The following is a 24,650-nucleotide window of genomic DNA, read 5'->3' as shown; positions in this document are numbered from 1 at the left end:
TCGGTTCCGGGCCCCCCCCCCGCCCCCCCCCGGGGGGCCCCCCCGGCGCCCCCCCCCGCCCCCCGCCGGTCCCGCAAACGAATCCCGGTATCAGTGCCTTCGCATTGGGCTTTTGAGTCCTATCAACCCCTTGCAAAGAATGGTTGGAAGAATTCCGGAGGTAAATGCGAAGGTCCTGATGCCGGTGGCTTTATGCCAGACCTTCCACGGCCATGGATGGCCGAGGAGAGCGTAGGGCCGGCCCCGCGAGCGACGCGAGTGCTTTGGGTCCAGGGATGTATTCACAGCGTGTCTGGCGTAAAGCCACCGGTAGCAGGACCGCCCCATAGCCAGCTACGGAGCTTCGGACAATCCCCGAAGGTCAGTTACTGTGCAACGCTTCGTTCAGCTCTACCGCACTCTTATTGGTCAAACACTCCACCGCGCCATTGACCGAGTTGCGGCGGAACAGCAGGTCGGATTTGCCGGCCAGGTCGCGCGCCTTGACCTGTTCCACCAGCTTTCCGCTGTCGTCCAGCAGGGCCACCTTGGTGCCTGCGGTGATGTACAGACCGGATTCCACCGTGCAGCGGTCGCCCAGCGGAATACCGATACCGGCGTTGGCGCCGAGCAGACAGTTGTCGCCGACGGAGATGATGATGTTGCCGCCGCCGGACAGGGTGCCCATGGTGGAGCTGCCGCCGCCCAGATCCGAGCCGGCGCCGACGAAGACGCCCGCGGAGATGCGCCCCTCGATCATGCCGGGCCCCTCGGTACCGGCATTAAAGTTGACGAAGCCCTCGTGCATGATGGTGGTGCCTTCGCCCAGGTAGGCGCCGAGGCGCACGCGGGCTGTGTGGGCGATGCGCACGCCGGCGGGGACCACGTAATTGGTCATCTTCGGGAACTTGTCCACGCAGGCCACGTCGAGCTGTTCGCCCTTCAGGCGCGCTTCCAGCTGGCGCTGCGGCAGCTCCTCCAGGTCGATGGCGCCCTGGTTGGTCCAGGCCACATTGACCAGCTTGCCGAAAATACCGTCCAGCCTGGTCTGGTGAGGCTTCACCAGGCGATGGGAGAGCAGGTGCAGTTTCAGGTAGGCCTCGGGCACAGACTGGGGGGCCTCGTCAGTGGTCAACACCACGGCTACCAGCGGACGCTGGCTGCTGGCGAACTGCCTGAGGATTTCCGCCTGCTCGCTGGCGCCTGCACCGGTGAGTCTGTCCGCCAGATTCTGCAGTTGCGCCGGGTCCAGGGCCAGGCTGTGGTTGCCGCCGGAAATATTGAGGGTCTCCGTAACCGCGGCAGCGATATCCGCGCTCGGCTTGAACAGCGGTTGCGGGTAGTAGACTTCCAGCCAGTCGCCCTTGCTGTTGCAGGTGCCGACGCCGAAGCCGATGCTGTAAATATTGCTCATTGTCAGATTCCTTTTCATTAAATCAATTCGGAGAAAGCGGCTTCCTTGAAGCCGAACAGGGTCCTGTCGCCGGAGACTGTGACCGGGCGCTTGATCAGCGTCGGCGTCTCGGCGGCGAGTGCCAGGGCCGCTTCGTCATCCATCCCGTTCTTCTGTTCATCATTCAGCGCGCGCCAGCTGGTGGAGCGGCGATTCAACACTTCCTGCCAGCCGAATTCCTTAACCCAGGACTGGAGCGGCACTGACGCCATGCCGTCGTCGCGGAAATCGTGAAAGCGGTAGTCGATATCGTTCTTTTCCAGCCACTTGCGGGCTTTCTTGACGGTGTCGCAGTTCCTGATGCCGTAGAGAACAATACTGGAGGGTTTAGTCACAATCAGGCCTTCTTCGTTTTCTTCGGGTTTTTTCGGTTGGGGTAGCAGGTGGTGCAGATCTCGCACACAGTGCCGTCGCAGCCGCGCGCGGAGCAGTACTCGCGGCCGTAGAAAATAATCTGCAAATGCAGCTTGTTCCACTTGTCGCGCGGAAACAGGCGTTTCAGGTCCTTTTCCGTCTGGGTCACATTCTTGCCGCTGGTGAGTCCCCAGCGCTGTGCCAGGCGATGGATGTGGGTGTCCACCGGGAAGGCCGGGTGACCGAAGGCCTGGGACATGACCACGCTGGCGGTCTTGTGGCCGACCCCAGGTAGTGTCTCGAGCGCGGCGATGTTTTCCGGCACCCTGCCATGGTACTCGTTGACCAGTATCTGCGACAGCTTGCTGATCGCCCTGGATTTCTGCGGCGACAGGCCGCAGGGGCGAATCACCTGTTGGATTTTATCCACCGGCACCCTGGCCATATCCGCGGGGGTGTCCGCGAGCTTCCACAGCGACGGCGTGACCTGGTTGACCCTCTCGTCTGTACACTGGGCGGACAGCAGCACCGCGACCAGCAGGGTGTAGGGGTCCTTGTGGTCCAGGGGGACCGGGGTTTCCGGATAGAGGTCTTCCAGCTTGTGCAGGATGTACTCGACCCTTTCTTTTTTGAGTAGGTTTTTTACTGCCATTGTCTTATTGATGTTGGTCTTTGCCAGCGATTAATCAGTTCGATGATCATGGGCATTTTTCGCGGTCATGGGCCGCTCCTACAGCGCCTTGTTCATGACTTGCAGGAGTGGCGGGGCGGCCATCCGCCCATGGCCGCGATAGGTGTATCTATCGGCAAAACTCCCTGATGCGCTTCGCCGCCTCGATACACTCATCGAGTGTCGCCACCAGTGCCATGCGCACATACTCGCGCCCGGGGTTGATGCCGTCCGCCTCGCGGGCGAGGAAGGCGCCGGGCAGTACGGTAATATTCTGCTGGCGAAACAGCTCGCGGGCGAAATGCTCGCCGTCGCCGACCCTGGGCCACAAATAAAAGCTCGCCTGTGGCTGCTGCACATCCAGGCAGCCGTCGAGAATTTCCAGTACCGCGGCGAACTTTTCACTGTAAAGCGCGCGATTATGCCGCACGTGCTGCTCGTCCTGCCAGGCGGCGATGGAGGCGTACTGGTTCGGCAGCGGCATGGCGCAGCCGTGGTAGGTGCGGTAGAGCAGGAATTTTTCCAGTATCGCCGCATCGCCGGCAACGAAGCCGGAGCGCAGCCCCGGCAGGTTGGAGCGCTTGGAGAGGCTGTGGAACACCACGCAGCGGGCGAAATCCGTGCGGCCCATCTGTTCGCACACCTGCAGCAGTCCGACTGGCGGACTCTTCTCGTCGAAGTAGAGTTCCGAATAGCACTCGTCGGAGGCGATGACAAAATCGTAGCGATCCGCCAGTTCGATCAGTTCCCTGAGATCCTCCGCGCCCAGCAGAGCACCGGTCGGGTTGCCTGGGGTGCAGATATACAGCAACTCGCAGTCGCGCCACGTCTGCTCCGACACTGATGCGAAGTCCGGTTTGAAACCGGTATCCGCAGTGCAGTTGATAAAGTGCGGGCTGGCACCGGCGAGCAGGGCGGCGCCCTCGTAGATCTGGTAGAAGGGATTCGGCATCAGCACTTTTGTGCCCGGCGACACCATCGCCTGGGCGAAGGCGAAGAGCGCCTCGCGGGTGCCATTGACCGGCAGCACCTGGCTGTCGGCGCACAGCTTCTGCAGCTGGAAGCGCTGGCACAGCCATCGGGCAATGGACTCGCGCAGCAGATCTATGCCCTTGGTGGCCGGATAGGCGGATAGCTTGTCCAGGTTTTCGATCAGCTCGTCACGCACGAATGCCGGTGGCGTGTGTTTGGGCTCACCGATGGACAGGGCGATATGGGGCTTGTCCACGGGCACCAGATCTTTTTTTAGCGTGGCCAGTTTGGTGAACGGATACGGCTGTAATTTTTCGATATTCGGGTTCATTTATTCCCTCTCCCCCAGCCCCTCTCCCGCAAGCGGGGGAGGGACGCTATTTTTTGTCACTGCTGCTGGTGCCTGACCTGGTGGGCGTCCAGTTCTCGACAGATGGCCTCTTCCAGTTCCCGATTGGCAGCCTCGTCCAGCAGAGGCTGCCCGGTGGCATCCGTTATATGGAAAATATCCTCGACCCGCTCGCCGAGGGTGGAGATTTTGGCGTTGTGCAGGCGCAGGTCGTGGGCGATAAAGATGCGCGCTATGCGCGCCAGCAGGCCGGGTCTGTCGGCGCAGGTGATTTCCAGTGTGCTGTAGTGATCGCCGGAATCGGTGGAGAGGTGTGCGCGGCTCTCAAGCTCGAACATCTTCAGGCGCCTGGGTGTCCGCCGCTGGATCACCTTGGAGTAGTCCTCCACCAGCGCCAGCTCCTGCTGCAGGGTATTGCGGATCTGTTCGAGGCGGTGGGGTTCGTCCAGCAGCGGCTGGCCGGACTCGTCCAGCACGTAGAAGGTGTCCAATGTGTAACCGGAGGCGGAGTTGTACAGACGCGCGTCGTGGATATTCAGGTTGAGCATATCGAGGCCGGTGACCACGGCGGCGAAGACGTTGGCCCTGTCCGGGGTGTAGACGAACACTTCGGTGGCGCCGTCGTGCTCGCCGGGGCCGGAGTTGCGGGTCAGCACCAGGGTGTCGCTCTGCTCGCGTTTGTCACCGTTGCTGTGCAATTGGTGAATGGCGGCCGTGTGCCAGGTGATGTTGTCGGCGCTCTCGCGCACGAAGTAGTCGTCACCCATCTGCGCCCAGATATTCTCCACCGAGGCCATCGGCAGGCCCATAGCGCGCAGCATATTGCGCGCCTGCGCCCGCGTCTCCTCGATGATTTCCTCGCGATCTATCGGGTTTTCCAGGCCGCGGCGCAGGGCGCGGCGGGTGGCCTGGTAGAGCTGGCGCATCAGGCTGGCGCGCCAGCTGTTCCACAGTTCCGGGTTGGTGGCGTTGATGTCCGCGACCGTGAGCGCATAGAGGTAGTCCAGGTGCTCGCGGTCGCCGCAGGTCTGGGCGAATTCGTGCACCACATCCGGGTCGGTGATGTCCTGCTTCTGCGATACCTGGCTCATCAGCAGGTGCTTCTCCACCAGCCAGCACACCAGGCGCCGGTCGCGGGCGGGCAGCTGGTGACGGCGGCAGAAGGCGTCGGCGTCGATCACGCCCAGCTTGGAGTGGTCGCCGCCGCGGCCCTTGGCGATATCGTGGTAGAGGCCGGCGATATACAGCAGCTCCGGCTTGCGCAGACGCGACAGTATCTCGGCGGCGATGGGGTGTACCTGCCAGGCCTCGGGGCTGCGGAAGCTGCGCATATTGCGCACTACCTGCAGTGTGTGCGCGTCCACTGTGTAGATATGGAAGAGGTCGTGCTGCATCTGCCCGGTGACGCGGCCGAATTCCGGCAGGTAGCGGCCGAGGATGCCGTAGCGGGTCATGCGCGACAGCTGGGTTGACAGGCCGCGGGGCGAGCGCAGCAGCTGCATAAACAGCTCCGCATTGCGCGGGTCTTCGCGGAACCTGTCGTCGATCAGGTGGCGCTGCTCGCGTATCAGGCGGATGGTGGCCGCGCGCACGCCCTCGATCTCGGGGTTCTCCGCCATCAGCACGAAGATTTCCAACAGTGCCGATGGCTGTTCGACAAAGACGCGGGTCTGGGTCACTTCGATGGTGTTGTCGCGCAGTTGGAAGCGCTCGTTGATCGGGGTGACCGACTGGCGCTTGCCGCGCTGCAGTATGGCCTCGTCGAGGAATTGCAGCAGCACGTCATTCAGTTCACGCAGCGCCATCACTATGCGGTAGTAGTTGTGCATGAACTGCTCGACGGCGAGCTGGGTGTCACTGTCCACATAGCCGAACTGTTTCGCCAGTTCGCGCTGGTAGTCGAACAGCAGTCGCTCTTCCGGGCGCCCGGCAAGCAGGTGCAGGCCGTAGCGCACCCGCCACAGGAAGTCCTCGCCGGACTGCAGTATCGCGAACTCCTCCTCGGTGAAGAAGCCCTTGCCCTGCAGCTGCTTGAGGGTGCGCACCTTGAAGTAGCGCTTGGCCACCCAGCCGATGGTCTGGATATCGCGCAGGCCTCCGGGGGCGTTCTTGATATTGGGTTCGAGAATGTATTCGGCGGCCTGCTGCTTGCTGTGGCGCTCGCGCTGCTCGGCGTACTTGGCGGTAAAGAATTCCTCCGCCGGCCACAGCTTGTCGGGAGTGATGCGTTCGGCCAGTTGCGCTCGCAGCCCGTCGTCGCCGACGACGGTGCGGCACTCCATCAGGTTGGTGGCCACGGTGATGTCTTCGGCGGCCAGTTCCAGGCAGTGGTCGATGGTGCGCACCGAGTGGCCGATATCCAGGCCCAGATCCCAGAGGAAGGCCACCAGGCGCTCGATATTGTCGACGGTGTCCGGGGCGCTGCCGTCACGGGTCAGTATCAGCAGGTCGATGTCCGAATGGGGGTGCAGCTCGCCGCGACCGTAACCGCCCACTGCCAGCAGGCTGATACCAGCAGGCCAGTCGTACTGGTGCCAGGCGTAGTGCAGCAGGCAGTCGATGAACAGGGCGCGCTCGTGCACCAGGGTGCGCACGTCCTCGCCCTCGCGGAAGCGCTCGGCCATCTGGTTGTCGGCGCCGCCGATGGCGTCCTTGAATATCTCCAACGGCGGCTTGGCACCCTCTGCCAGGGCCTTGCGGAAGCGGGCCTGTTCAAAGAAGAACAGGGGGCGTTCGAAGTAGGGGATATTGGCCGGCTGCATCTTGTATCCGTTTGGGCTTGGGTTGGCCCATTGTGCCCGTGAGGCTAGTCGGTGGCGGTCATGCTGCCGGGGACCTTTCCCGGGGCACGCGGTGAATCCATCCCTGTAGGCTTGCCGGCCGGGCTACCCGGCCGCTCCAAGCATTCACGGCGCCTCCGGCCACTCCGGCCGACAGTCCCGTAAAGGTCCCCGGCAACATGATCTTCAATTCAAGTATCGATATTCTTTTGGAGTCTGGGCCGCAGGAGCCTGAACACAGGCCCCGAGCCTTAAAAACTCTCTTCACTGCGTGCTGTCAGCACTTCCACTCCGTTTCCGGTCACCACCATGGTGTGCTCCCACTGCGCCGACAGGCGGCGGTCCTTGGTGACGGCGGTCCAGCCGTCGCCGAGGACGCGGGTGGCAGCCTTGCCGGCGTTGATCATCGGCTCGATGGTGAAAGTCATGCCTTCTTTCAAAACATCGCCGGTGCCGGGCTTACCGTAGTGGAGTACCTGTGGGTCTTCGTGGAAGACGTCGCCGATGCCGTGGCCGCAGAAGTCGCGGACCACCGAGTAGTAGTTTTTCTCCGCGTGCTCCTGGATCACGTGGCCGATATCGCCGAGGCTGGTGCCCGGGCGCACGATTTCGATGGCCTTGTAGAGACACTCCTGGGTCACCTTGACCAGCCGCTCGGCGTGGGGGGCCGGCTTGCCGACGAAGTACATCTTGCTGGTGTCGCCGTACCAGCCATCCTTGATCACGGTGACATCGATATTGATGATGTCGCCCTTCTTCAGGGTCTTGCTCTCGGACGGAATGCCGTGGCAGACCACTTCATTGACCGAGGTGCAGATGGATTTGGGGAAGCCGCGATAGCCGAGGCAGGCGGGGATGGCCTTCTGCACATTGACTATATGGTCGTGACAGCGCCGATCCAGCTCTTCGGTGGTGACGCCGGGAACCACATATTCGCCTATCATTTCCAGTACTTCCGCGGCCAGGCGGCCCGCAGTGCGCATCTTGGCGATCTGTTCCGGTGTCTTGATGGCTGAGGTCATGCGTATCCCTAGGTAGTTACTTGGCGGCGGGCCCTGCCCGCGAGGCGCGCCATTGTAGCGGATTGGGCGACTGTGGGCGATCGGGGCGGGAGTTCCCCCATTGCCGGATTCACGCCACCGACAGCAGGAGCGTCACAATCTCTGCCCGGATTCGGGGTGGGCTCTTCCAGAGCGGGGCCTGTTTATGGTATAAAGCGCGCCGCTTCGGGCCTGGACCGGAGCGAAACCAATGCCGCACACGCGTCGGCACATGTGTCTGGGTGCCTCCTGGAGGTTGATGCATGGGATGCGTGGAGGACTAACCCGTAAAAATTGAGGTTTTACTTATGCCGCAAGTCAGCATGCGCGATATGCTGCAGGCTGGTGTCCATTTTGGCCACCAGACCCGCTACTGGAACCCGAAGATGGGCGAATTCATCTTTGGCGCCCGCAACAAGATTCACATCATCAACCTGGAGCACACTGTACCGGCTTTCAACGAAGCCCTGCAGGTGATCAAGGGGATGGCTGCCCAGAAGAAGAAGATTCTGTTCGTCGGCACCAAGCGCGCCGCGCAGAAATCCATCAAGGAGCAGGCTGAGCGCGCAGGCCAGCCCTACGTCAGCAACCGCTGGCTGGGTGGCATGCTCACCAACTACAAGACCATCCGCGCTTCCATCAAGCGTTTCCGCGATCTGGAAATCCAGTCCCAGGACGGCACCTTCGAGAAGCTGACCAAGAAAGAGGCGCTGATGCGCACTCGCACCATGGAGAAGCTCGAGCGCTCCATCGGTGGTATCAAGGACATGGCTGGCCTGCCGGATGCGCTGTTCGTGATCGACGTAGAGCACGAGCGCATCGCTATCCAGGAAGCCAATAAGCTGGGTATCCCGGTGATCGGAGTGGTCGACACCAACAGCGATCCGGCTGGCGTTGCCTTTGTTCCCCCCGGCAACGACGAGGCCATCCGCGCCATCAAGCTGTCCCCCACCGCTGTGGCGGACGCCGTGATTGCCGGCGCCGCTGAGGCCGGCGGCAGCGCGGCCAAGAATGAGTACGTCGAGGCGAGCGACGACGAGGCCGCTGCTGACTCCTGATTGAGTCGCACAGTGACGTAACAGAGGCGCAGGGATGTAACACAGAGTCGTTACACTCCTGCGAACTCGAAAAGGGGGCCCCACAATCGGCCCCTTTTTTCTAATTTCCTAGTGATAGAACCCCGAGGATTGAATCATGGCGATTACCGCGTCTATGGTAAAAGAACTGCGCGAGCGCACTGGCCTGCCGATGATGGAGTGCAAGAAGGCACTGACCGCGGCGGACGGCGATATCGAGAAAGCGATCGAAGATCTGCGCAAAGCCTCTGGCCTGAAAGCGGCCAAGAAGGCTGGCCGCACCGCCGCCGACGGCGTTGTTGCGGCAAAAGTGGCCGATGACGGCAGCTACGGCGTGCTGGTTGAAGTCAATTCCGAAACCGACTTCGTCGCTCGCGACGACAACTTTCAGGCGTTCGTGACCAAGGTTGTCGAAAAAGCCTTTGCCGATCGCCAGCAGGACGTGGCTGCGCTGATGGAAGGCGAGCTGGAAAACGCCCGTGAAGCGTTGGTGCAAAAAATCGGCGAGAACATCGGTGTGCGCCGCATCCAACTGGTGGAAGCGCCGGTGGTTGGTGCCTACGTACACTCCAACAACCGCATTGCCGCGATCGTTGCCCTGAGCGGTGCCGAATCCGAGCTGGCCAAAGACGTGGCCATGCACGTGACCGCGGTCAATCCGCAGGTCAACAAGCCGGAAGATATGCCGGCCGACCTGCTGGAGAAGGAAAAGGAAATCATCAAGGCGCAGCCGGATATGGAAGGCAAGCCTGCCGAGATCGTCGAGAAGATGATGGGCGGCCGCATCAAGAAGTTCCTGAAGGAAAACAGCCTGGTGGAACAGCCTTTCGTCAAGAACCCGGACGTGACTGTCGGCAAGCTGGTCAAGGATGGCGGTGCAGACGTGGTTTCTTTTGTCCGCTTTGAAGTGGGTGAAGGTATCGAGAAAGAAGAGGTGGACTTCGCCGCGGAAGTGGCAGCGCAGGTCAAGTCCTCTTCCTGATCGCCTTGCGGCCGCCTCTGGGTGGCCACCTCAGTGGGGTGCTTTCGGTGCGTTCAATATTTGAGCGTATCGGGGCACCCCTCTGTGTAAATGACCGAAATTGTTGTAATGTTCGGCGGCAAACCCTGCCCGCGCTCAAGAGGACCAATGGATGCCCGGTGTTAAAGACCGCAAGTACAAGCGAATCCTGTTAAAGCTCAGCGGCGAAGAGCTGATGGGCGACCAGGGCTTTGGGATAAGCCCCAAAGTGCTGGACAAAATGGCGCTGGAGATAGGCCAGCTGGTGGGTATCGGTGTGCAGGTCGGGCTGGTGGTCGGCGGTGGCAACCTGTTCCGCGGCGCCGCGCTGAATGCGGCGGGCCTGGATCGGGTGACCGGCGACCATATGGGTATGCTGGCCACTGTCATGAATGCGCTGGCCCTGCGCGACGCCCTGGAGCGCTCCAATATTTCCTCGCGGGTCATGTCCTCGATCCAGATGAGCGGCATCGTCGATCACTACGACCGCCGCGCGGCCATCCGCTATCTGGAGCGCAGCGAGGTGCTGATCTTTGCCGCGGGTACCGGCAATCCCTTCTTTACCACCGACTCTGCCGCATGTCTGCGCGGTATCGAAATCGAAGCGGAGCTGGTATTGAAGGCGACCAAGGTGGACGGCGTCTATTCCGCCGACCCGGTGCTGGACCCCACAGCGACCCGCTATGACCAGCTGACCTACGACGAGGTGCTGGACAAAAAGCTCGGGGTAATGGATTTGACCGCAATCTGCCTGTGCCGTGAACACAATATGCCCGTGCGGGTGTTCCGCATGGATAAGGCCGGCGCGCTACTCAATATAGTCGTGGGCGGTGAAGAGGGCACGCTAATCGAAGAGGAAGTGAAACAGTGATTGAAGATATTAAAAAAGACGCGAAAACGCGTATGAGCAAGGCGCTGGACGCACTGGGCAGCAACTTCAACAAGATCCGCACCGGACGCGCTCACCCGAGCATTCTCGACGGAATTCACGTGTCCTACTATGGCTCCGACGCACCCCTGTCCCAGGTGGCCAATGTCACCGTGGAAGATGCGCGCACCCTGTCCGTGACCCCTTGGGAAAAGAACCTGGTGCCGGATATCGAAAAGGCCATCATGAAGTCCGACCTGGGCCTGAACCCCAGTACTGCCGGCTCCGTGATCCGCATTCCCATGCCGATGCTGACCGAGGAAACCCGCAAGAATTTCATCCGCCAGGCCAAGGGTGAGGCGGAGACCGCGCGCGTCTCCATCCGCAATATCCGCCGCGACGCCCTGGCCGAGGTAAAGGCGCTGCTGAAGGATAAGGAAATTTCCGAAGACGACGAGCGGCGCGCGGGCGACGATATCCAGAAGATTACAGACCAGTTTGTGGCGGATGTCGACAAGGCGCTGGCAGCCAAAGAAAAAGACCTGATGGAAATCTGATGTCTGCCGGTGGTACCGAGTTGAGCGCTCCCGGCCCGCGCCATGTCGCCATCATCATGGATGGCAACGGGCGCTGGGCCGCGCGCCGGGGCCTGCCCCCCTCCGCCGGCCACAAGGCCGGTGTCGAGCGCATCCGCGACCTGCTTTCCGCCTGTCGCGATCGCGGTATCGAGGCGCTCACCCTGTTCGCCTTCTCCAGTGAAAACTGGCAGCGCCCGCCGAAAGAGGTGGAGTTGCTGATGAGTTTGTTCCACTCCTACTTGCGCAAGGAGGCCCGGCGCATGCGGGAGGAGGGCGTGCGCCTGCGGGTAATCGGGCGGCGCGATCGCTTTTCGCCGCGGCTGCAGCGCGCCATCGAAGAGGCGGAGGAGATTACCCGTGAAGGCGGGCGCGGCGATCTGGTGATCGCGGCAGATTACGGTGGTCAGTGGGATATCGCCCAGGCCGCGCGTGCCCTGGCTGAGGAAGTGGCAGCAGGTGTGCGTTCACCCGAGTCCATCACCGAGAAGGTGCTGGGCGAGTATATGCAGTTGGCCGACCTGCCGCCGGTAGACCTTTTGGTCCGCTCCAGCGGCGAACAGCGCATCAGCAATTTTATTTTGTGGCAGGCCGCCTACAGCGAATTCTATTTCACGGATACACTGTGGCCGGATTTTGACGAGGGCGCGCTGGATGCCGCCATAGCGACCTATCGCCAGCGGGATCGCCGCTTCGGTGGTCGCAGTGAGGATGGTATTGCGGCGCAGGCCTGAAACCTGTGGCCCAATCTCCAGGGAACAACTCCGGGACAACAATACCTTGTACCCCTGACCCGTCCGAAGAGGCGGGGCGGGGCGCGAGAATCAGATATAAGGGTTTTACGGTGCTAAAACAAAGAATAATTACTGCGCTGGTGTTGGTGGCTCTGTTTCTCGGGGCGCTGTTTCTACTGCCCATTCAATGGTTTTCGATGGTGACGGTGGCGGTCATCCTGCTCGGGGGCTGGGAGTGGGCCAACCTGTCCAATCTCAATCGCGCCCTGCGTTTCGTGTTCCTCGCCGCCCTCGGCGCGGCGCTGATAGGTACCGCCCAGTACGTATTTGCGATGGATTTCGCCAACCCGGATACCGACCGCGCGCGCCAGATACTGGCTGTCGCCTGCGGCTGGTGGGCGCTGGCCTTCCTGTGGGTGCAGAGCTATCCGGCCAGCGCCATGCTTTGGGGCAATCGCTGGGCGCGCGGGGTGATCGGCCTGGTGGTACTGGTGCCGGCCTGGCTGTCGATGGTCATACTGCGCGGCCAGGATCACGGCGCCTGGCTGGTGCTGTTCGTGGTGGCGGTAGTGGTGTCTGCCGACGTGGGTGCCTATTTTGTCGGGCGCAAGTTTGGCAGGCACAAACTGGCCCGCGAAGTCAGTCCAGGCAAGTCCTGGGAGGGTTTCTTCGGCGGCCTGGGCGCCTGCCTGATTCTGGCGCTGGCGGTTTCCATGCTGCTCGGCCTGCCGCTCAAGAACACTCTGCTCTTCTCCTTCGGCATACTGGTCACCGCGCTGGCCTCGGTGATCGGCGATCTTGTGGAGAGCATGTTCAAGCGCCACCGCGGTATCAAGGACAGCAGCCGTATACTGCCGGGTCACGGGGGTATCCTGGATCGATTGGACAGCCTCTCTGCGGCACTGCCGGTATTCACCATGGCGGCGCTGGCCAGTGAACTGCCCAAATATCTATAGCGAGCATCTGTAGCCAGATTCTCCGAGCCATACCCGAAACCGAGGGTCGATCGAGACAGAGGCCCTAGAGGTATTACACTAGCCCATGCAATCCCCGCAACCGCAATCCGTTACCGTCCTCGGGTCCACCGGCTCCATCGGCGTCAGCACCCTGGATGTGCTGGCGCGGCACCCGCAACGTTACTCCATCTACGCCCTGACCGCGCGCGAGCGCGTCAGTGAGCTGGCACAGCAATGCCGTCGCTTTGCACCGCGCTTTGCAGTGGTGGCGACCGAGCAGGGAGCTGTCGAGTTGTGCGAAATGCTCGCCGGGGAAGGGCTGGCCACCGAGGTGCTCTGGGGTGTCGAGGGGCTGTGCCGAGTGGCCGCCGACGATGGTGTGGATACCGTGATGGCGGCCATTGTCGGCGCTGCGGGCCTGCGCCCGACGCTGGCGGCAATAGAAGCGGGCAAGAAGGTGTTGCTCGCCAATAAAGAGGCGCTGGTCATGGCGGGGCCGGTATTCACGCGCGCCCTGGCCGGGAGCGGTGCCCAACTGCTGCCGATCGACAGCGAGCACAACGCCATATTCCAGTGCCTGCCACAGCCGTGCGGGAGCCTGCGGCCTTCGGGTAGTCTTGAGGACGCGGGTGTGGAGAAAATACTGCTGACCGGCTCCGGCGGGCCCTTCCGCACCCGCGCGGTGGATGACCTGCATCGCGTCACCCCGGATGAGGCCTGTGCCCATCCCAACTGGTCCATGGGGCGCAAGATCTCGGTGGATTCCGCCACCATGATGAACAAGGGGTTGGAGTTTATCGAGGCCTGCCTGCTGTTCAACGCGCGCGCGGAGCAGATAGAGGTAGTGGTGCACCCGCAGAGTATCGTGCACTCGATGGTACAGTACCGGGATGGTTCACTGTTGGCACAGATGGGCAATCCCGATATGCGCACGCCCATCGCTCATGCGCTGGCCTTTCCGGAGCGGATCGACAGCGGCGTGGCGGCACTGGACCTGATTACCCAGGGGCGGCTGGACTTCGAGGCGCCGGATATGCGGCGTTTCCCCTGCCTGCGCCTGGCGCGCGAGGCGATGGATGTCGGAGGCAGTGCGCCCACAGTATTGAATGCCGCCAATGAGGTGGCGGTAGAGGCTTTTTTACAGGGGCGGCTGGCATTTACTAGTATTGCGCCAGTCATTGAACGGGTCATGAATAGCGCGCAAGCGGTTGAACTGACTGGGCTGGATGCAGTCGAAACAGCGGATCGCAGTGCGCGACAGCTGGCGCGGCAGGTTCTGGGCGCTCTCTAGGCGCCAGAGGGATCGCAATATGGCCGCTCTATCGCGCAACAGCAAGAATTAGTAAACGGTATGGATTTTATTCAGACAGTAATCTGGGCCCTGGTCGCCCTCGGTGTGCTGGTGTCCTTTCACGAGTTTGGCCACTTCCTGGTGGCGCGCCTGTGCGGGGTCAAGGTGCTGCGCTTTTCTGTGGGCTTCGGTCGGCGCCTGCTGTCACGCTACGACCGCCAAGGCACTGAATTCACTATTTCCGCAATTCCCCTGGGCGGATATGTGAAGATGCTCGACGAGCGTGAGGGAGCGGTGCCGCAGGACCAGCTGCACATGGCCTTCAACCGCAAGAGCGTCTGGGCCCGAATCGCCATTGCCGCCGCCGGCCCCATTGCCAACTTCCTGCTGGCAATTGTGCTCTTCTGGGCGGTGTTCATGGGCGGCACTGCGGGACCGGTTCCCATAGTGCAGTCGGTGGAGCCTGGCAGCATTGCCGCGCGCGCGGGGCTTGAACCGGGGCAGGAGATTATCGCCATCGACGGCGAGGAAACGCCCACCTGGCAGGCGTTGAACTGGCGCCTGGCGAACCGCCTCGGCGATACGGGCAGTATCGAGTTCTCGGTGCGCTACCCGGATTCCGATCTCGAATACCACATGCTGGCGGATATCGACCGCTGGCTGGCGGGGCAGGAGGTGCCCGACCCGCTGGCGGAAGTAGGTCTGGAACTGTGGACCCCGCCGATCACAATGACCCTGTCCCGGGTGACCCCGGACAGCGCCGCCGACAGGGCGGGGCTGCGCGCGGGCGATGAGCTTGTCGCCACCGACGGCCGGGAATTCGATGGCTGGGACGGCTGGAGCGGCTATGTGCGCGCCCGCGCCGGCGAGGAAATACAAGTGGAAGTGCGCCGTGACGGCGAGCGACTGCTGCTGCCGGTGACGCCGGCGGAAGTGACACTCGACAGCGGCGAGCGCGTCGGCCAGATCGGCGTGCTGCCGGTCGTGGAATCCTGGCCTGAGGAGCGCGTGCGCACCTACCACTATGGCGTCACCGGGGCTTTTGCCAAGGGCTTGCAGGAGACCTGGGATAAGACCCTGTTTACCCTTAACAGCCTGAAAAAACTGGTGCTCGGCCAGCTCTCAACCAAGAACTTGAGCGGCCCTATCACCATTGCTAAAGTGGCCGGCACTTCGGCGGATGCCGGCTGGCAGTCGTTCCTGTCGCTGTTGGCGCTGCTCAGTATCAGCCTGGGTGTGCTCAACCTGCTGCCTATCCCCGTGCTCGACGGAGGTCATCTACTGTACTACGGCATCGAGGCCATCAAGGGCTCGCCCGTTTCGGAGAAGGTGCAATTGATCGGTCTGCAGGTGGGGATGGCATTGGTGCTCTGCATCATGGGGCTGGCACTCTACAACGACATACTACGCCTGTAGGAGCTGTCGCTCCTACAAAATTGGAATTGCGAATAAAAGAACCTGGACAGACAGTAGATGAATCATTTCCTGAAAGCGGCCTCACTCGGCCTGGCCCTGCCATTGACTGCCATCGCTCAGTCATTCGTGGTCAACGATATTCGTGTGGAAGGGCTGCAGCGGGTTTCCGCTGGTAGCGTGTTTGCGGCGCTGCCGGTACGCGTGGGTGACCAGATCGAAAGTCTGGAAATCCAGAGCGCCACCCGCGCCCTGTTCCGCACCGGTTACTTTCAGGATATCCAGATAGGTCGTGAAAACGGTGTGCTGGTGATCACCGTGCGCGAGCGTCCGGCCATTTCCAAGATAGAGATCACCGGCAACAAGGCCATCAAGACCGAAGATCTGCTGAAGGGCATGGAAGAGAATGGCCTCGCCGAAGGGCAGATCTTCAAGCGCGCCACCCTCGAGGGCCTGGCCCAGGAGCTGCAGCGGCAGTATGTCGCCCAGGGACGCTACGGCGCCAGTGTTAAGACCGAAGTGAAGGAGCTGCCGCGCAACCAGGTGGAGCTCAAGGTAGTGGTGGACGAGGGCTCTGTCGCCGCGATCAAGCATATCAATATTGTCGGCAATACCGCTTTCTCCGATGAGGATCTGGGGGATATATTCGAGCTGCAGACCACCGGTTGGCTGTCCTGGCTGCGCAGTGACGACAAATATTCCCGCGAAAAGCTCACCGGCGACCTGGAGCGTCTCGAGTCCTATTATCTGGACCGCGGCTACCTGGAATTCAAGATCGATTCGACCCAGGTATCCCTGAGCCCGGACAAGCGCAGTGTATTTATCACTGTGAATGTCACCGAGGGCGACGTTTACACGGTGAGTGAAGTGGATCTGGCCGGCGATCCCGTGGTGCCGGAAGAGGAAATCAAGCGGCTGTTGCTGGTGCGCGAGGGGCAGACCTTTTCCCAGGTTCTGATGACCACCACGTCCGACTATATTACCAAGCGCCTCGGTAACGAGGGCTACACCTTCGCCGAAGTCAACGGCATGCCGGAGCCGAACGAGGAAGACAAGACGGTAAAGGTCACCTTCTTTATCGATCCGGGCAAGCGCGCCTATGTGCGTCGCATCAACTTCCGCGGCAACACCCGCACTACCGACGAGGTGCTGCGCCGCGAGATGCGCCAGATGGAATCCGCCTCGGCGTCCTCGGCGCGCATCGAACAGTCCAAGGTGCGCCTGGAGCGCCTCGGCTATTTCAAGGAAGTGCAGGTGGAGACCACTGAGGTGCCCGGTACTTCCGACCAGATAGATGTCGAGTATACGGTGGAAGAGCAGCCGTCCGGCACCATCGGTGGCACTGTCGGTTACGCCCAGCGCAGCGGCCTGGTGCTCGGTGCCAATGTGCAGGAGAACAACTGGCTGGGCACCGGCAAGTCGGTCGGTTTTGCGGTGAATACTTCCCGCTACCAGTCGGTGTTTAATTTTTCTTATACGGATCCCTACTTTACGCCGGACGGTGTGAGCCGCGGCTTCAATGTCTATTATCAGGAACGCGATTATTCCGAGATCGGTGTGTCGAGCTATAACACCACCAGCTATGGTGCGGGCCTGAGCTTTGGTTATCCGATATCGGAAATTTCCCGGGTCGGCCTGAATATGGGGTACAGCCATCTGGAGCTGGGGGTCGGCACCCGGCCTGTCCAGGAAATCAAGGACAGCCCGGTTCCGAATGATAATTTTATCGGCATGATTCTGTCCTCCGACGAAGGGGGGATCTCAGACGCGCTGGAGGAAGCGATAGAGGCGGGTGAGGCGTTGAACCTGAGCGAGCCGGTGGATCCGGCGCTGCTCAATACGGATCTCGATGGCTTTGTCGACCTGAATGGCGACGAGTTTGATTCATTTACCGTAACAACCTCCTATGCGCGCTCGACCCTGAACCGCGGTATTCTCGCCACCCGCGGTACCTCTCAGCGCTTCTCTCTAGAGGCGGCCCTCCCAGGGGGGGATCTGGAGTACTACAAGGCCCTATACACCGCGCAGTATTTCCGCCCGCTGACCAAGGACCTGACTTTACGCCTGCGCACAAGGCTCGGCTACGCCGACAGCTACGGCGATACCACCGAACTGCCGTTCTTCGAAAACTTCTACGCCGGTGGCTTCGGTTCGGTGCGCGGTTTCGAGCGCAATACTCTGGGCCCGCGATCGACACCCTTCCAGCAGTATGTTCCTTTCGAATGTGCTGTAAATGAAGACGGAATTGGGTCACTCTGCTACGTGCAGAATGCGAGTACGGGAGAGCTTGAAGTTGCCACTATTGACAATGATCCCGATCCGTTCGGTGGCAATATCCTGGTAGAGGGCAGTGCGGAAATCATTTTCCCGATTCCGTTCGTGAAAGATCAACGTTCCATGCAGTCCGCCTTCTTTATCGATGCGGGTAACGTATTCGACACCAGCTGTGGCATTTCACAGCTCAACTGCTTCGATGTAGACTTGGATCACATCAGCGTCTCCGCCGGTATAGGCCTGACCTGGATCACCGGTTTCGGTCCGCTGACTTTCAGTGTGGCGAAGGCACTGGAGAAAAGTGACGAAGACGAAGTGAAAGTTTTCGATTTCACGCTGGGTAACAGCTTCTGAAGCTTGGCCAAAGAGACACTTAGGGTGTCGTGGCCGCGAAGTAAAAGTGAAGTAAAAATAAAGCAAAATGGAGAATCCGAAGTGCTTAAAAATGTAAAAGTCATCGCAGTTCTGCTCGCGGGAATCATGCTTTCCGGCGCCGCTGTCGCGCAGACCAAAGTTGCCGTTTTCAACCTGCAGGCTGCCATCATGAGCACCGAGGCCGCCAAGTCCAAGGTCAATGCGCTGAAAACCAGCTCCGAGTACTCAAAACTGCAGAGCAGTGCTGAGTCCATTCGCTCGGAAGTGCAGAAACTGGCCGAGGATGCGCAGAAAAACAGCGTTACCTGGTCTGACGAGCAGAAGGCCGAGCAGCAACGCAAGATGAACTTCAAGCGCTCCGACTTTGAGACTGCGGTGAAAAAGCTGCGCGCTATGGAGGCCCAGGTCGGTCAGGATATCCAGAAAACCATGGCGCCCAAAGCCAAGGCTGCACTGGAAGCGATCATCAAGGAGCGGAAGCTCGATCTCGTGCTGGATGCAGGTTCGGCCTACTACGTCAGCCCTGAGAGCGATCTGACTGCCGAAGTGGTCAAGCGTATGAACGCTGACAAGTAGTACGCTTCGAAATATCCTCTATGACAGCTAAGCCGACCCTCACCCAGCTGGCACAACAGCTGGGTGCCGAACTGCGTCTTGTACCCGGGGCCGATGCCGATCAGTCGGTTTCCGGGCTCAGTACGTTACAGGATGCAGAGCCCGATCAGGCCAGCTTTCTGGCCAGCGCCAATTACCGCCGCTTTCTCTCTGGTACGCGGGCCTGTGCCGTGCTGTTGAGTGAAGAGCTCGCCGGTGAGTGCCCGGTGACTGCACTGGTCGTCGATGACCCATACCATGCCTTTGCTTGCGCCACTGCTATTTTTGATATCGCGCCGCGACCGGCCCCGGGCATTCACCCGGCGGCGACTGTGCATCCCGATGCGGAGGTTGATGCCTCTGCCAGTATCGCCGCTGGTGCGGTGATCGAGGCGTTCGCCCGCATAGGTGCTGGCGTCAGGGTTGGCGCCAACTGTGTGGTGGGAGAGTGCAGCGAAATTGGTGCCGGTAGCCGCCTGTATGCGGGCGCTGTCGTGTATCACGGCTGTACCATCGGGCGCGATTGCGTCATTCACAGTCAGGCGGTGATTGGGGCGGACGGCTTTGGCTTCGCGCCCCACCGGCGCCAGTGGACCAAGATTCACCAACTGGGCGGCGTTGAAATAGGCGACGAAGTGGAAATCGGGGCCTGTTCCTGTATCGATCGCGGAGCGCTGGGTAATACCGTGATCGGGCGCGGGGTCAAGATCGACAACCAGGTACAAATCGCGCACAATGTGCGGATTGGTGACTACTCAGCCATGGCCGCCTGTTCAGCGGTGGCCGGCAGTGCGACCATCGGTAAACACTGTACCCTCGCCGGTGGTGCCGGCGTCATAGGGCATATCAGCGTGGCGGATGGCAGCCATATTACCGCGAGGACGCTGGTGACCAAGTCTATTGACAGCACCGGCTCCTACTCCAGCGGTACCCCCTTCTCCGACAGTCGCAGCTGGCGCCGTAACGCAGTGCGCTACGGGCAGTTGGACCAGATGGCGCGCCGGCTGAAAGAGCTGGAAAAGCGGCTCGAATCGCTGGTGCATCGGGAAGGGACGGAAGATTAACCGACGTTTAGTCGATCACATTGGGTTTGTTGTTTTCGGGGCGTAGGTGTGCGGCAGTACATTTACGCCCCGAAGTGGTTTCTGGGGACTTTTTGAATGATGGATGTACGTGAAATTCGTCAATACCTTCCGCACCGCTATCCTTTTCTGCTGGTGGACCGGGTCGTGGAGCTCGAAGAAGGGAAATATATCAAGGGCTACAAGAATATCTCCGTCAATGAAGAGGTATTCAACGGCCATTTCCCCGAGGTACCGATTTTCCCCGGAGTCATGATCGTTGAGGCGCTGGCGCAAGTGTCCGGCATTCTCGGATTCAAGACCCTCGGCCAGAAACCCGAAGACGGTTACCTCTATCTGTTTGGCGGTATCGACAATGTGCGCTTCAAGCGGCAGGTAGTGCCGGGAGACCGGTTGCAGCTGGAATCCGAGGTGGTTTCCGAACGCCGCGGTATCTGGAAATTTGCCTGCAAGGCGAGTGTCGACGGTGAGCTGGCAACTTCCGCCGAAGTCCTGTGCGCCGTTAAAAGAGTTTGATCGACTGCCGCGACAGGTCGGGGCGCTGACGCGGCAACACTGTGACCAATTCGGTTCCTTTATTTTTGCTTCGGGTTTAAAGTAGCCGGGTTTTCCAGCATCCGAGGAGTAGGGCGCAGAATGCAGACGACTATCCACCCCACTGCCATTGTCGACGAATCGGCAACTATCGGATCCGGGGTGAGTATCGGTCCCTACACAGTGGTGGGGCCCGGAGTTGAAATCGGTGATGGCTGCGAAATCGCTTCCCATGTGGTGCTGAGTGGGCCCACCAGGCTGGGTAAAAACAATCGCATTTACCAGTTTGCCTCCGTCGGCCAGGATACACCGGACAAGAAGTATCAGGGCGAGGACACCACTCTGGTGGTCGGTGACAACAACGTAATTCGCGAGGGCGTCACCATTCATCGCGGTACAGTACAGGATCGCGGCGAGACCACCATCGGCAACGACAACCTGATCATGGCCTACGCCCACGTGGGGCACGACAGCATCATCTGCAATAACACCATCCTGGTCAACAATGTTGCTCTGGCCGGCCATGTGGAAGTCAGGGATTGGGCCATTCTCAGTGGCTTCAGCCTGGTGCACCAGTATTGCACCATCGGCGAACACGCCTTTACCGGTATGGGGGCCGCCATTGGCAAGGATGTTCCCGCCTACGTGATGGTTGCCGGAAATCCGGCGGAGGCCAAAACCATCAACGCTGAAGGGCTGCGCCGCCGAGGATTCTCCCGCGACGAAATTGCCCTGATCAACAAAGCCTACAAAGTTGTCTATCGCCGCGGTCTCACCATGCAGGAGGCGCTGGAGGCACTGGCTGAATTGCGCAAGCAGTCGCCTGTAGTGCAGCCCTGGATCGACTCCCTCACATCTTCCAGCCGCGGTATCGTGCGCTAACCTGATTAATTTTGTCATTGCACCCTGTAGGAGCGGCGGTCGGCTGCTTCGGGTATTCACGGCGCCCTGGGCCCCAAAAAGAGAGGACTTCGCCGAGTGACAGTCGAGGAAAAACCGCTCCGAATTGGCGTCGTCGCCGGCGAGGCGTCCGGCGATATTCTCGGTGCCGGCCTTATTGCCGCGCTGCAAAAACGTTTTCCCCGTTTGCTGGTTGAGGGCATTGCCGGTCCGCGCATGCTGGCGTTGGGAGCCAATTCCCTGTTCCCGATGGAGCGGCTTTCGGTAATGGGTCTGGTGGAACCGCTCAAGCGCCTACCGGAACTGCTGAAAATCCGACGTACCCTGCGCCAGCACTTTATCGACAATCCCCCCGATCTCTTTATTGGTATCGATTCGCCAGATTTTAACCTCAGCCTGGAAGAGTCTCTTAAGGGCGCAGGTATTCCGACAATGCACTACGTCAGCCCATCTGTCTGGGCCTGGCGCCGTGGGCGTATCAAGAAAATCGCTAGGGCGGTGGATCATATGCTGACACTGCTGCCGTTCGAGGCCGATTTCTATCGTGAGCACAGTGTGCCGGTCACCTTTGTCGGCCATCCGCTGGCGGACGAAATTCCATTGCAGGTGGAAATGGGAGAGGCGCGTCGCGATCTGGGGCTGGCCCCGGACGACCGGGTGATCGCGCTGCTGCCGGGCAGCCGCGGCGGCGAAGTGCGCTTGTTGGGACCTCTGTTTCTGCAGACGGCGCGCTGGTGTTACCAGCGCCATTCCGACCTGAAGTTCGTGCTGCCGGCGGCCAATGAGCAGCGCCTGGCAGAACTGAAAACCCAGTTGGAGGGCTTTTCGGATTTGCCCGTGATGCTGCTGGAGGGGGATTCCCATAAGGCCCTGGCCGCCGCCGACAATGTGCTGATCGCCTCCGGCACGGCCACACTGGAAACCATGCTGCTGAAAAAGCCGATGGTGGTCGCCTATCGGATGGCCAGGCTCTCCTACGCGATATTTTCCCGCATGCTGCACACGCCCTGGGTGTCGCTGCCGAACCTGCTGGCGCAGCGGGAACTGGTGCCGGAAATACTGCAGGACGACGCCACGCCGGAAAACCTCGGCGCCGCACTGCTGCAGTTTTTTGACGATCCACTGCTCTGCGACCAGCTGCTGCGCGAATTCGACGATCTGCACCAGCAGTTGCGGCGCAACGCCTCGGAGCGCGCCGCGGATGCTGTCTGCAATCTACTCGATTCAGAAACGGCCGGAAGCTCACACAACAACCCCCTGTAGGAGCGGTGGGGCGGCCATCCGCCCATGGCCGCGATCTGGGGTGGCCGATATCCTGGATCTGTCATTCCTGCCAAGAACAAACAAGAGTCATGAAAAAACAAGAAATCTTGCCGCCCTACACTTGCCCCTACAAGGGCGAACTGCTCGCCGGGGTGGACGAAGTAGGGCGCGGCCCCCTGGCAGGGGATGTGGTTGCGGCGGCGGTGATTCTCGACCCGGCGCGACCCATCGAGGGGTTGGCGGATTCCAAGAAACTGAGCGAAAAGAAGCGCGAAGCACTGTTTGACGAGATTCACGAGTGCGCGCTCTGTTTTGCGGTGGCGCGCGCGACGGTTCAGGAGATCGATCAGTTGAATATCCTGCACGCGAGCCTGCTGGCCATGCGCCGGGCGGTAGAGCAGTTGCAGGTGCAGCCGGAATTTGTGCTGGTGGACGGCAACAAGAAACCGGACTGGCACTACGATTGTGACACTGTGGTCAAGGGGGACGGCCGGGTAAAGGCCATTGCCGCGGCCTCGATCCTGGCCAAGGTAACGCGAGACCGGGAGATGGTGAAGCTGGATCGCAAGTATCCGGGTTATGGCCTGGCGGGCCACAAGGGCTACCCGACCAGAACCCACCTGCAGGCGCTGGAACAGCTGGGCCCCAGCCCGATACATCGGCGCAGCTTCGCGCCGGTCAAGCGCCTGTCAATGGACTTTGTCTGAAGTTGAAGCAGTCACTTTCACGGGGGGGCGCAGGACGCACCCCGCGAAAGCCTTGGAGTTACTTGTTGATCTTCTTGACCCGCGCCCGCGTAATCATCTTCTCCGAGACTTCCTCGATTTCCACCAGGTAATTCAGTATGTAGAAACTGATATTGCCGTCCGGAATGCTCTCCAGGTGCTCCATCGCCAGGCCGTTGAAGGTCTTGGGGCCATCGGTGGGCAGTTCCCAGTGCAGGGTGCGGTTGATTTCGCGGATGGAGGTGCCGCCATCGATCAGGTACCAGCCGTCGCCGGCGGACACGATTTCCTCGTCCTCGCTGGGCACCGGGCTGGCGGTGAAGTCGCCGACGATTTCCTCCAGCAGGTCCTCCAGGGTGACTATGCCCATTACCTCGCCGTACTCATCCACCACCAGACCCATGCGGCGCTTCTTCTTCTGGAAGTTCATCAGCAGGGTCGGCAGCGGCGTGGCCTCGGGGACGAAGTAGGGTTCGTCGGTGTAGGACTTGAGTCGTTCAGCGCTGAATGCCTCGGGGCCGTCGCGCAGTATCTGCGCGGCGCGGCGCAGGTGCAGTATGCCGACCACGCGGTTGATATCGCCCTCGAATACCGGCAGGCGGGTGTAGCTGCTCTCCGCCAGCTGCTGCAGAATCCGGTCGCCATTGTTTTCTAGGTCCACGCCCACTACTTCATTGCGGGGAATCATGATGTCTTCCACCGTGGCCTGGTCCAGGTCCAGCACATTCAGCAGCATGCCCTTGTGCTTGCTCGGCAACAGGGCGCCGGACTCGAATACCACTGTGCGCAATTCCTCCGGCGCCAGGTGCTCGGCTTCTGAACCGGCTGTCGCCTCAACGCCGACCAGGCGTGCCAGGCCGTTGGAGATGCTGCTCACCAACCACACTACCGGGGCCAGCAGCCACAGCAGTGGGCGCAATACGAGCGAGGCGGGAAAGGCAATTTTCTCCGGATGCAGGGCGGCGATGGTCTTCGGGGTTACCTCGGCGAAAATCAGGATGACGACTGTCAGCACGGCGGTGGCATAGAAGACGCCGGCATCGCCGTACAACTGGGTGAACACCACGCCGGCGATTACCGAGGCGAGAATATTGACCAGATTGTTGCCGATCAGGATGACGCCGATCAGTTTGTCCGGGCGCGACAGCAGCTCCATCGCCCGCCTGGCACCGCGATGGCCGCTCTTGGCCTGGTGGCGCAGGCGGTAGCGGTTGAGCGCCATCATGCTGGTTTCAGAGCTGGAGAAGAAGGCGGAAATAACAATCAGCAGAGCCAGCAGACTGAATAGCAGGCCGGGCGGTATCTCGTTCAAGGGAGAACTCTTTTTATTGCGAAGCGGGGATATTGAAACAGAATTCCCGTCGCCGCAAGTTTAGCGGGCAGGGAGGTCAAA

At 60.8% G+C, this 24,650-nt stretch carries 22 protein-coding genes; 15 read left to right on the top strand and 7 right to left on the bottom strand.

The window, feature by feature from the left end:
- Positions 1–361 precede the first annotated feature (361 nt).
- The 6 genes from dapD to map form a co-directional block, all read right to left on the bottom strand.
- On the bottom strand, positions 362–1,393 hold the full coding sequence (gene dapD, locus IG627_RS10620) for a 2,3,4,5-tetrahydropyridine-2,6-dicarboxylate N-succinyltransferase (protein ID WP_193192339.1): 1,032 nt from the start codon (positions 1,391–1,393) through the stop codon (positions 362–364).
- Positions 1,394–1,410: 17 nt separating this feature from the next.
- Positions 1,411–1,767, bottom strand: coding sequence for an ArsC family reductase (locus IG627_RS10615; protein WP_319024547.1), 357 nt, complete (start codon positions 1,765–1,767; stop codon positions 1,411–1,413).
- A gap of 2 nt (positions 1,768–1,769) precedes the next feature.
- Complete coding sequence (gene nth / locus IG627_RS10610; RefSeq protein ID WP_193192338.1) at positions 1,770–2,438, bottom strand: endonuclease III; 669 nt, start codon at positions 2,436–2,438, stop codon at positions 1,770–1,772.
- 148 nt (positions 2,439–2,586) lie between these two features.
- Positions 2,587–3,759, bottom strand: coding sequence for a succinyldiaminopimelate transaminase (gene dapC, locus IG627_RS10605; protein ID WP_193192337.1), 1,173 nt, complete (start codon positions 3,757–3,759; stop codon positions 2,587–2,589).
- A gap of 56 nt (positions 3,760–3,815) precedes the next feature.
- The gene (locus IG627_RS10600) at positions 3,816–6,539 is read right to left on the bottom strand and encodes a [protein-PII] uridylyltransferase (protein ID WP_193192336.1); all 2,724 of its coding nucleotides are present in this window, start codon (positions 6,537–6,539) and stop codon (positions 3,816–3,818) included.
- A 269-nt stretch (positions 6,540–6,808) separates the two neighbouring features.
- Positions 6,809–7,579 carry a type I methionyl aminopeptidase gene (gene map / locus IG627_RS10595; RefSeq protein WP_193192335.1) on the bottom strand — a complete coding sequence of 257 codons (771 nt, stop codon included), beginning with the start codon at positions 7,577–7,579 and terminating at the stop codon, positions 6,809–6,811.
- A 326-nt stretch (positions 7,580–7,905) separates the two neighbouring features.
- Here map and rpsB point away from each other — a divergent pair, with 326 nt between their 5' ends.
- The 15 genes from rpsB to rnhB all read left to right on the top strand — a co-directional run bounded on the left by rpsB (position 7,906) and on the right by rnhB (position 23,239).
- On the top strand, positions 7,906–8,655 hold the full coding sequence (gene rpsB / locus IG627_RS10590) for a 30S ribosomal protein S2 (protein ID WP_193192334.1): 750 nt from the start codon (positions 7,906–7,908) through the stop codon (positions 8,653–8,655).
- 136 nt (positions 8,656–8,791) lie between these two features.
- A complete protein-coding gene (gene tsf / locus IG627_RS10585; RefSeq protein ID WP_193192333.1) occupies positions 8,792–9,655 on the top strand; it encodes a translation elongation factor Ts in 864 nt (287 codons plus the stop codon).
- 151 nt (positions 9,656–9,806) lie between these two features.
- A complete protein-coding gene (gene pyrH / locus IG627_RS10580) occupies positions 9,807–10,544 on the top strand; it encodes a UMP kinase (protein ID WP_193192332.1) in 738 nt (245 codons plus the stop codon).
- Positions 10,541–11,098: a ribosome recycling factor gene (gene frr, locus IG627_RS10575; RefSeq protein WP_193192331.1), complete on the top strand. Its 558-nt coding sequence runs from the start codon at positions 10,541–10,543 to the stop codon at positions 11,096–11,098. Before pyrH ends, frr begins: the two co-directional genes overlap by 4 nt.
- On the top strand, positions 11,098–11,850 hold the full coding sequence (uppS, locus tag IG627_RS10570; RefSeq protein WP_193192330.1) for a polyprenyl diphosphate synthase: 753 nt from the start codon (positions 11,098–11,100) through the stop codon (positions 11,848–11,850). Before frr ends, uppS begins: the two co-directional genes overlap by 1 nt.
- A 110-nt stretch (positions 11,851–11,960) precedes the next feature.
- Entirely contained in the window at positions 11,961–12,806 is an 846-nt protein-coding gene (locus tag IG627_RS10565) for a phosphatidate cytidylyltransferase (protein WP_193192329.1), read from the top strand.
- Between the two features lie 85 nt (positions 12,807–12,891).
- On the top strand, positions 12,892–14,097 hold the full coding sequence (ispC, locus tag IG627_RS10560; RefSeq protein WP_193192328.1) for a 1-deoxy-D-xylulose-5-phosphate reductoisomerase: 1,206 nt from the start codon (positions 12,892–12,894) through the stop codon (positions 14,095–14,097).
- Positions 14,098–14,157: 60 nt separating this feature from the next.
- On the top strand, positions 14,158–15,513 hold the full coding sequence (rseP, locus tag IG627_RS10555) for an RIP metalloprotease RseP (RefSeq protein WP_193192327.1): 1,356 nt from the start codon (positions 14,158–14,160) through the stop codon (positions 15,511–15,513).
- Positions 15,514–15,570: 57 nt separating this feature from the next.
- The gene (gene bamA, locus IG627_RS10550) at positions 15,571–18,138 is read left to right on the top strand and encodes an outer membrane protein assembly factor BamA (RefSeq protein WP_193192326.1); all 2,568 of its coding nucleotides are present in this window, start codon (positions 15,571–15,573) and stop codon (positions 18,136–18,138) included.
- 81 nt (positions 18,139–18,219) lie between these two features.
- On the top strand, positions 18,220–18,735 hold the full coding sequence (locus IG627_RS10545) for an OmpH family outer membrane protein (RefSeq protein ID WP_193192325.1): 516 nt from the start codon (positions 18,220–18,222) through the stop codon (positions 18,733–18,735).
- Between the two features lie 20 nt (positions 18,736–18,755).
- A complete protein-coding gene (lpxD, locus tag IG627_RS10540; protein ID WP_193192324.1) occupies positions 18,756–19,817 on the top strand; it encodes a UDP-3-O-(3-hydroxymyristoyl)glucosamine N-acyltransferase in 1,062 nt (353 codons plus the stop codon).
- Positions 19,818–19,913: 96 nt separating this feature from the next.
- Entirely contained in the window at positions 19,914–20,351 is a 438-nt protein-coding gene (gene fabZ, locus IG627_RS10535) for a 3-hydroxyacyl-ACP dehydratase FabZ (RefSeq protein ID WP_193192323.1), read from the top strand.
- A gap of 120 nt (positions 20,352–20,471) precedes the next feature.
- The gene (lpxA, locus tag IG627_RS10530) at positions 20,472–21,251 is read left to right on the top strand and encodes an acyl-ACP--UDP-N-acetylglucosamine O-acyltransferase (RefSeq protein WP_193192322.1); all 780 of its coding nucleotides are present in this window, start codon (positions 20,472–20,474) and stop codon (positions 21,249–21,251) included.
- Positions 21,252–21,347: 96 nt separating this feature from the next.
- On the top strand, positions 21,348–22,532 hold the full coding sequence (lpxB, locus tag IG627_RS10525) for a lipid-A-disaccharide synthase (RefSeq protein WP_193192321.1): 1,185 nt from the start codon (positions 21,348–21,350) through the stop codon (positions 22,530–22,532).
- 89 nt (positions 22,533–22,621) lie between these two features.
- Entirely contained in the window at positions 22,622–23,239 is a 618-nt protein-coding gene (gene rnhB / locus IG627_RS10520; protein ID WP_193192320.1) for a ribonuclease HII, read from the top strand.
- A 58-nt stretch (positions 23,240–23,297) separates the two neighbouring features.
- On the opposite strand, the gene IG627_RS10515 is transcribed toward rnhB, so the two are convergent.
- Positions 23,298–24,569, bottom strand: coding sequence for an HlyC/CorC family transporter (locus IG627_RS10515; protein ID WP_193192319.1), 1,272 nt, complete (start codon positions 24,567–24,569; stop codon positions 23,298–23,300).
- Positions 24,570–24,650 lie beyond the last annotated feature (81 nt).

The sequence above is a fragment of the Microbulbifer taiwanensis genome, assembly GCF_014904815.1.
In the GTDB taxonomy this organism is placed as follows: domain Bacteria; phylum Pseudomonadota; class Gammaproteobacteria; order Pseudomonadales; family Cellvibrionaceae; genus Microbulbifer; species Microbulbifer taiwanensis.
Note: the sequence above shows the minus strand (reverse complement) of the source record. Positions and strands in the feature narration are given on the sequence as shown.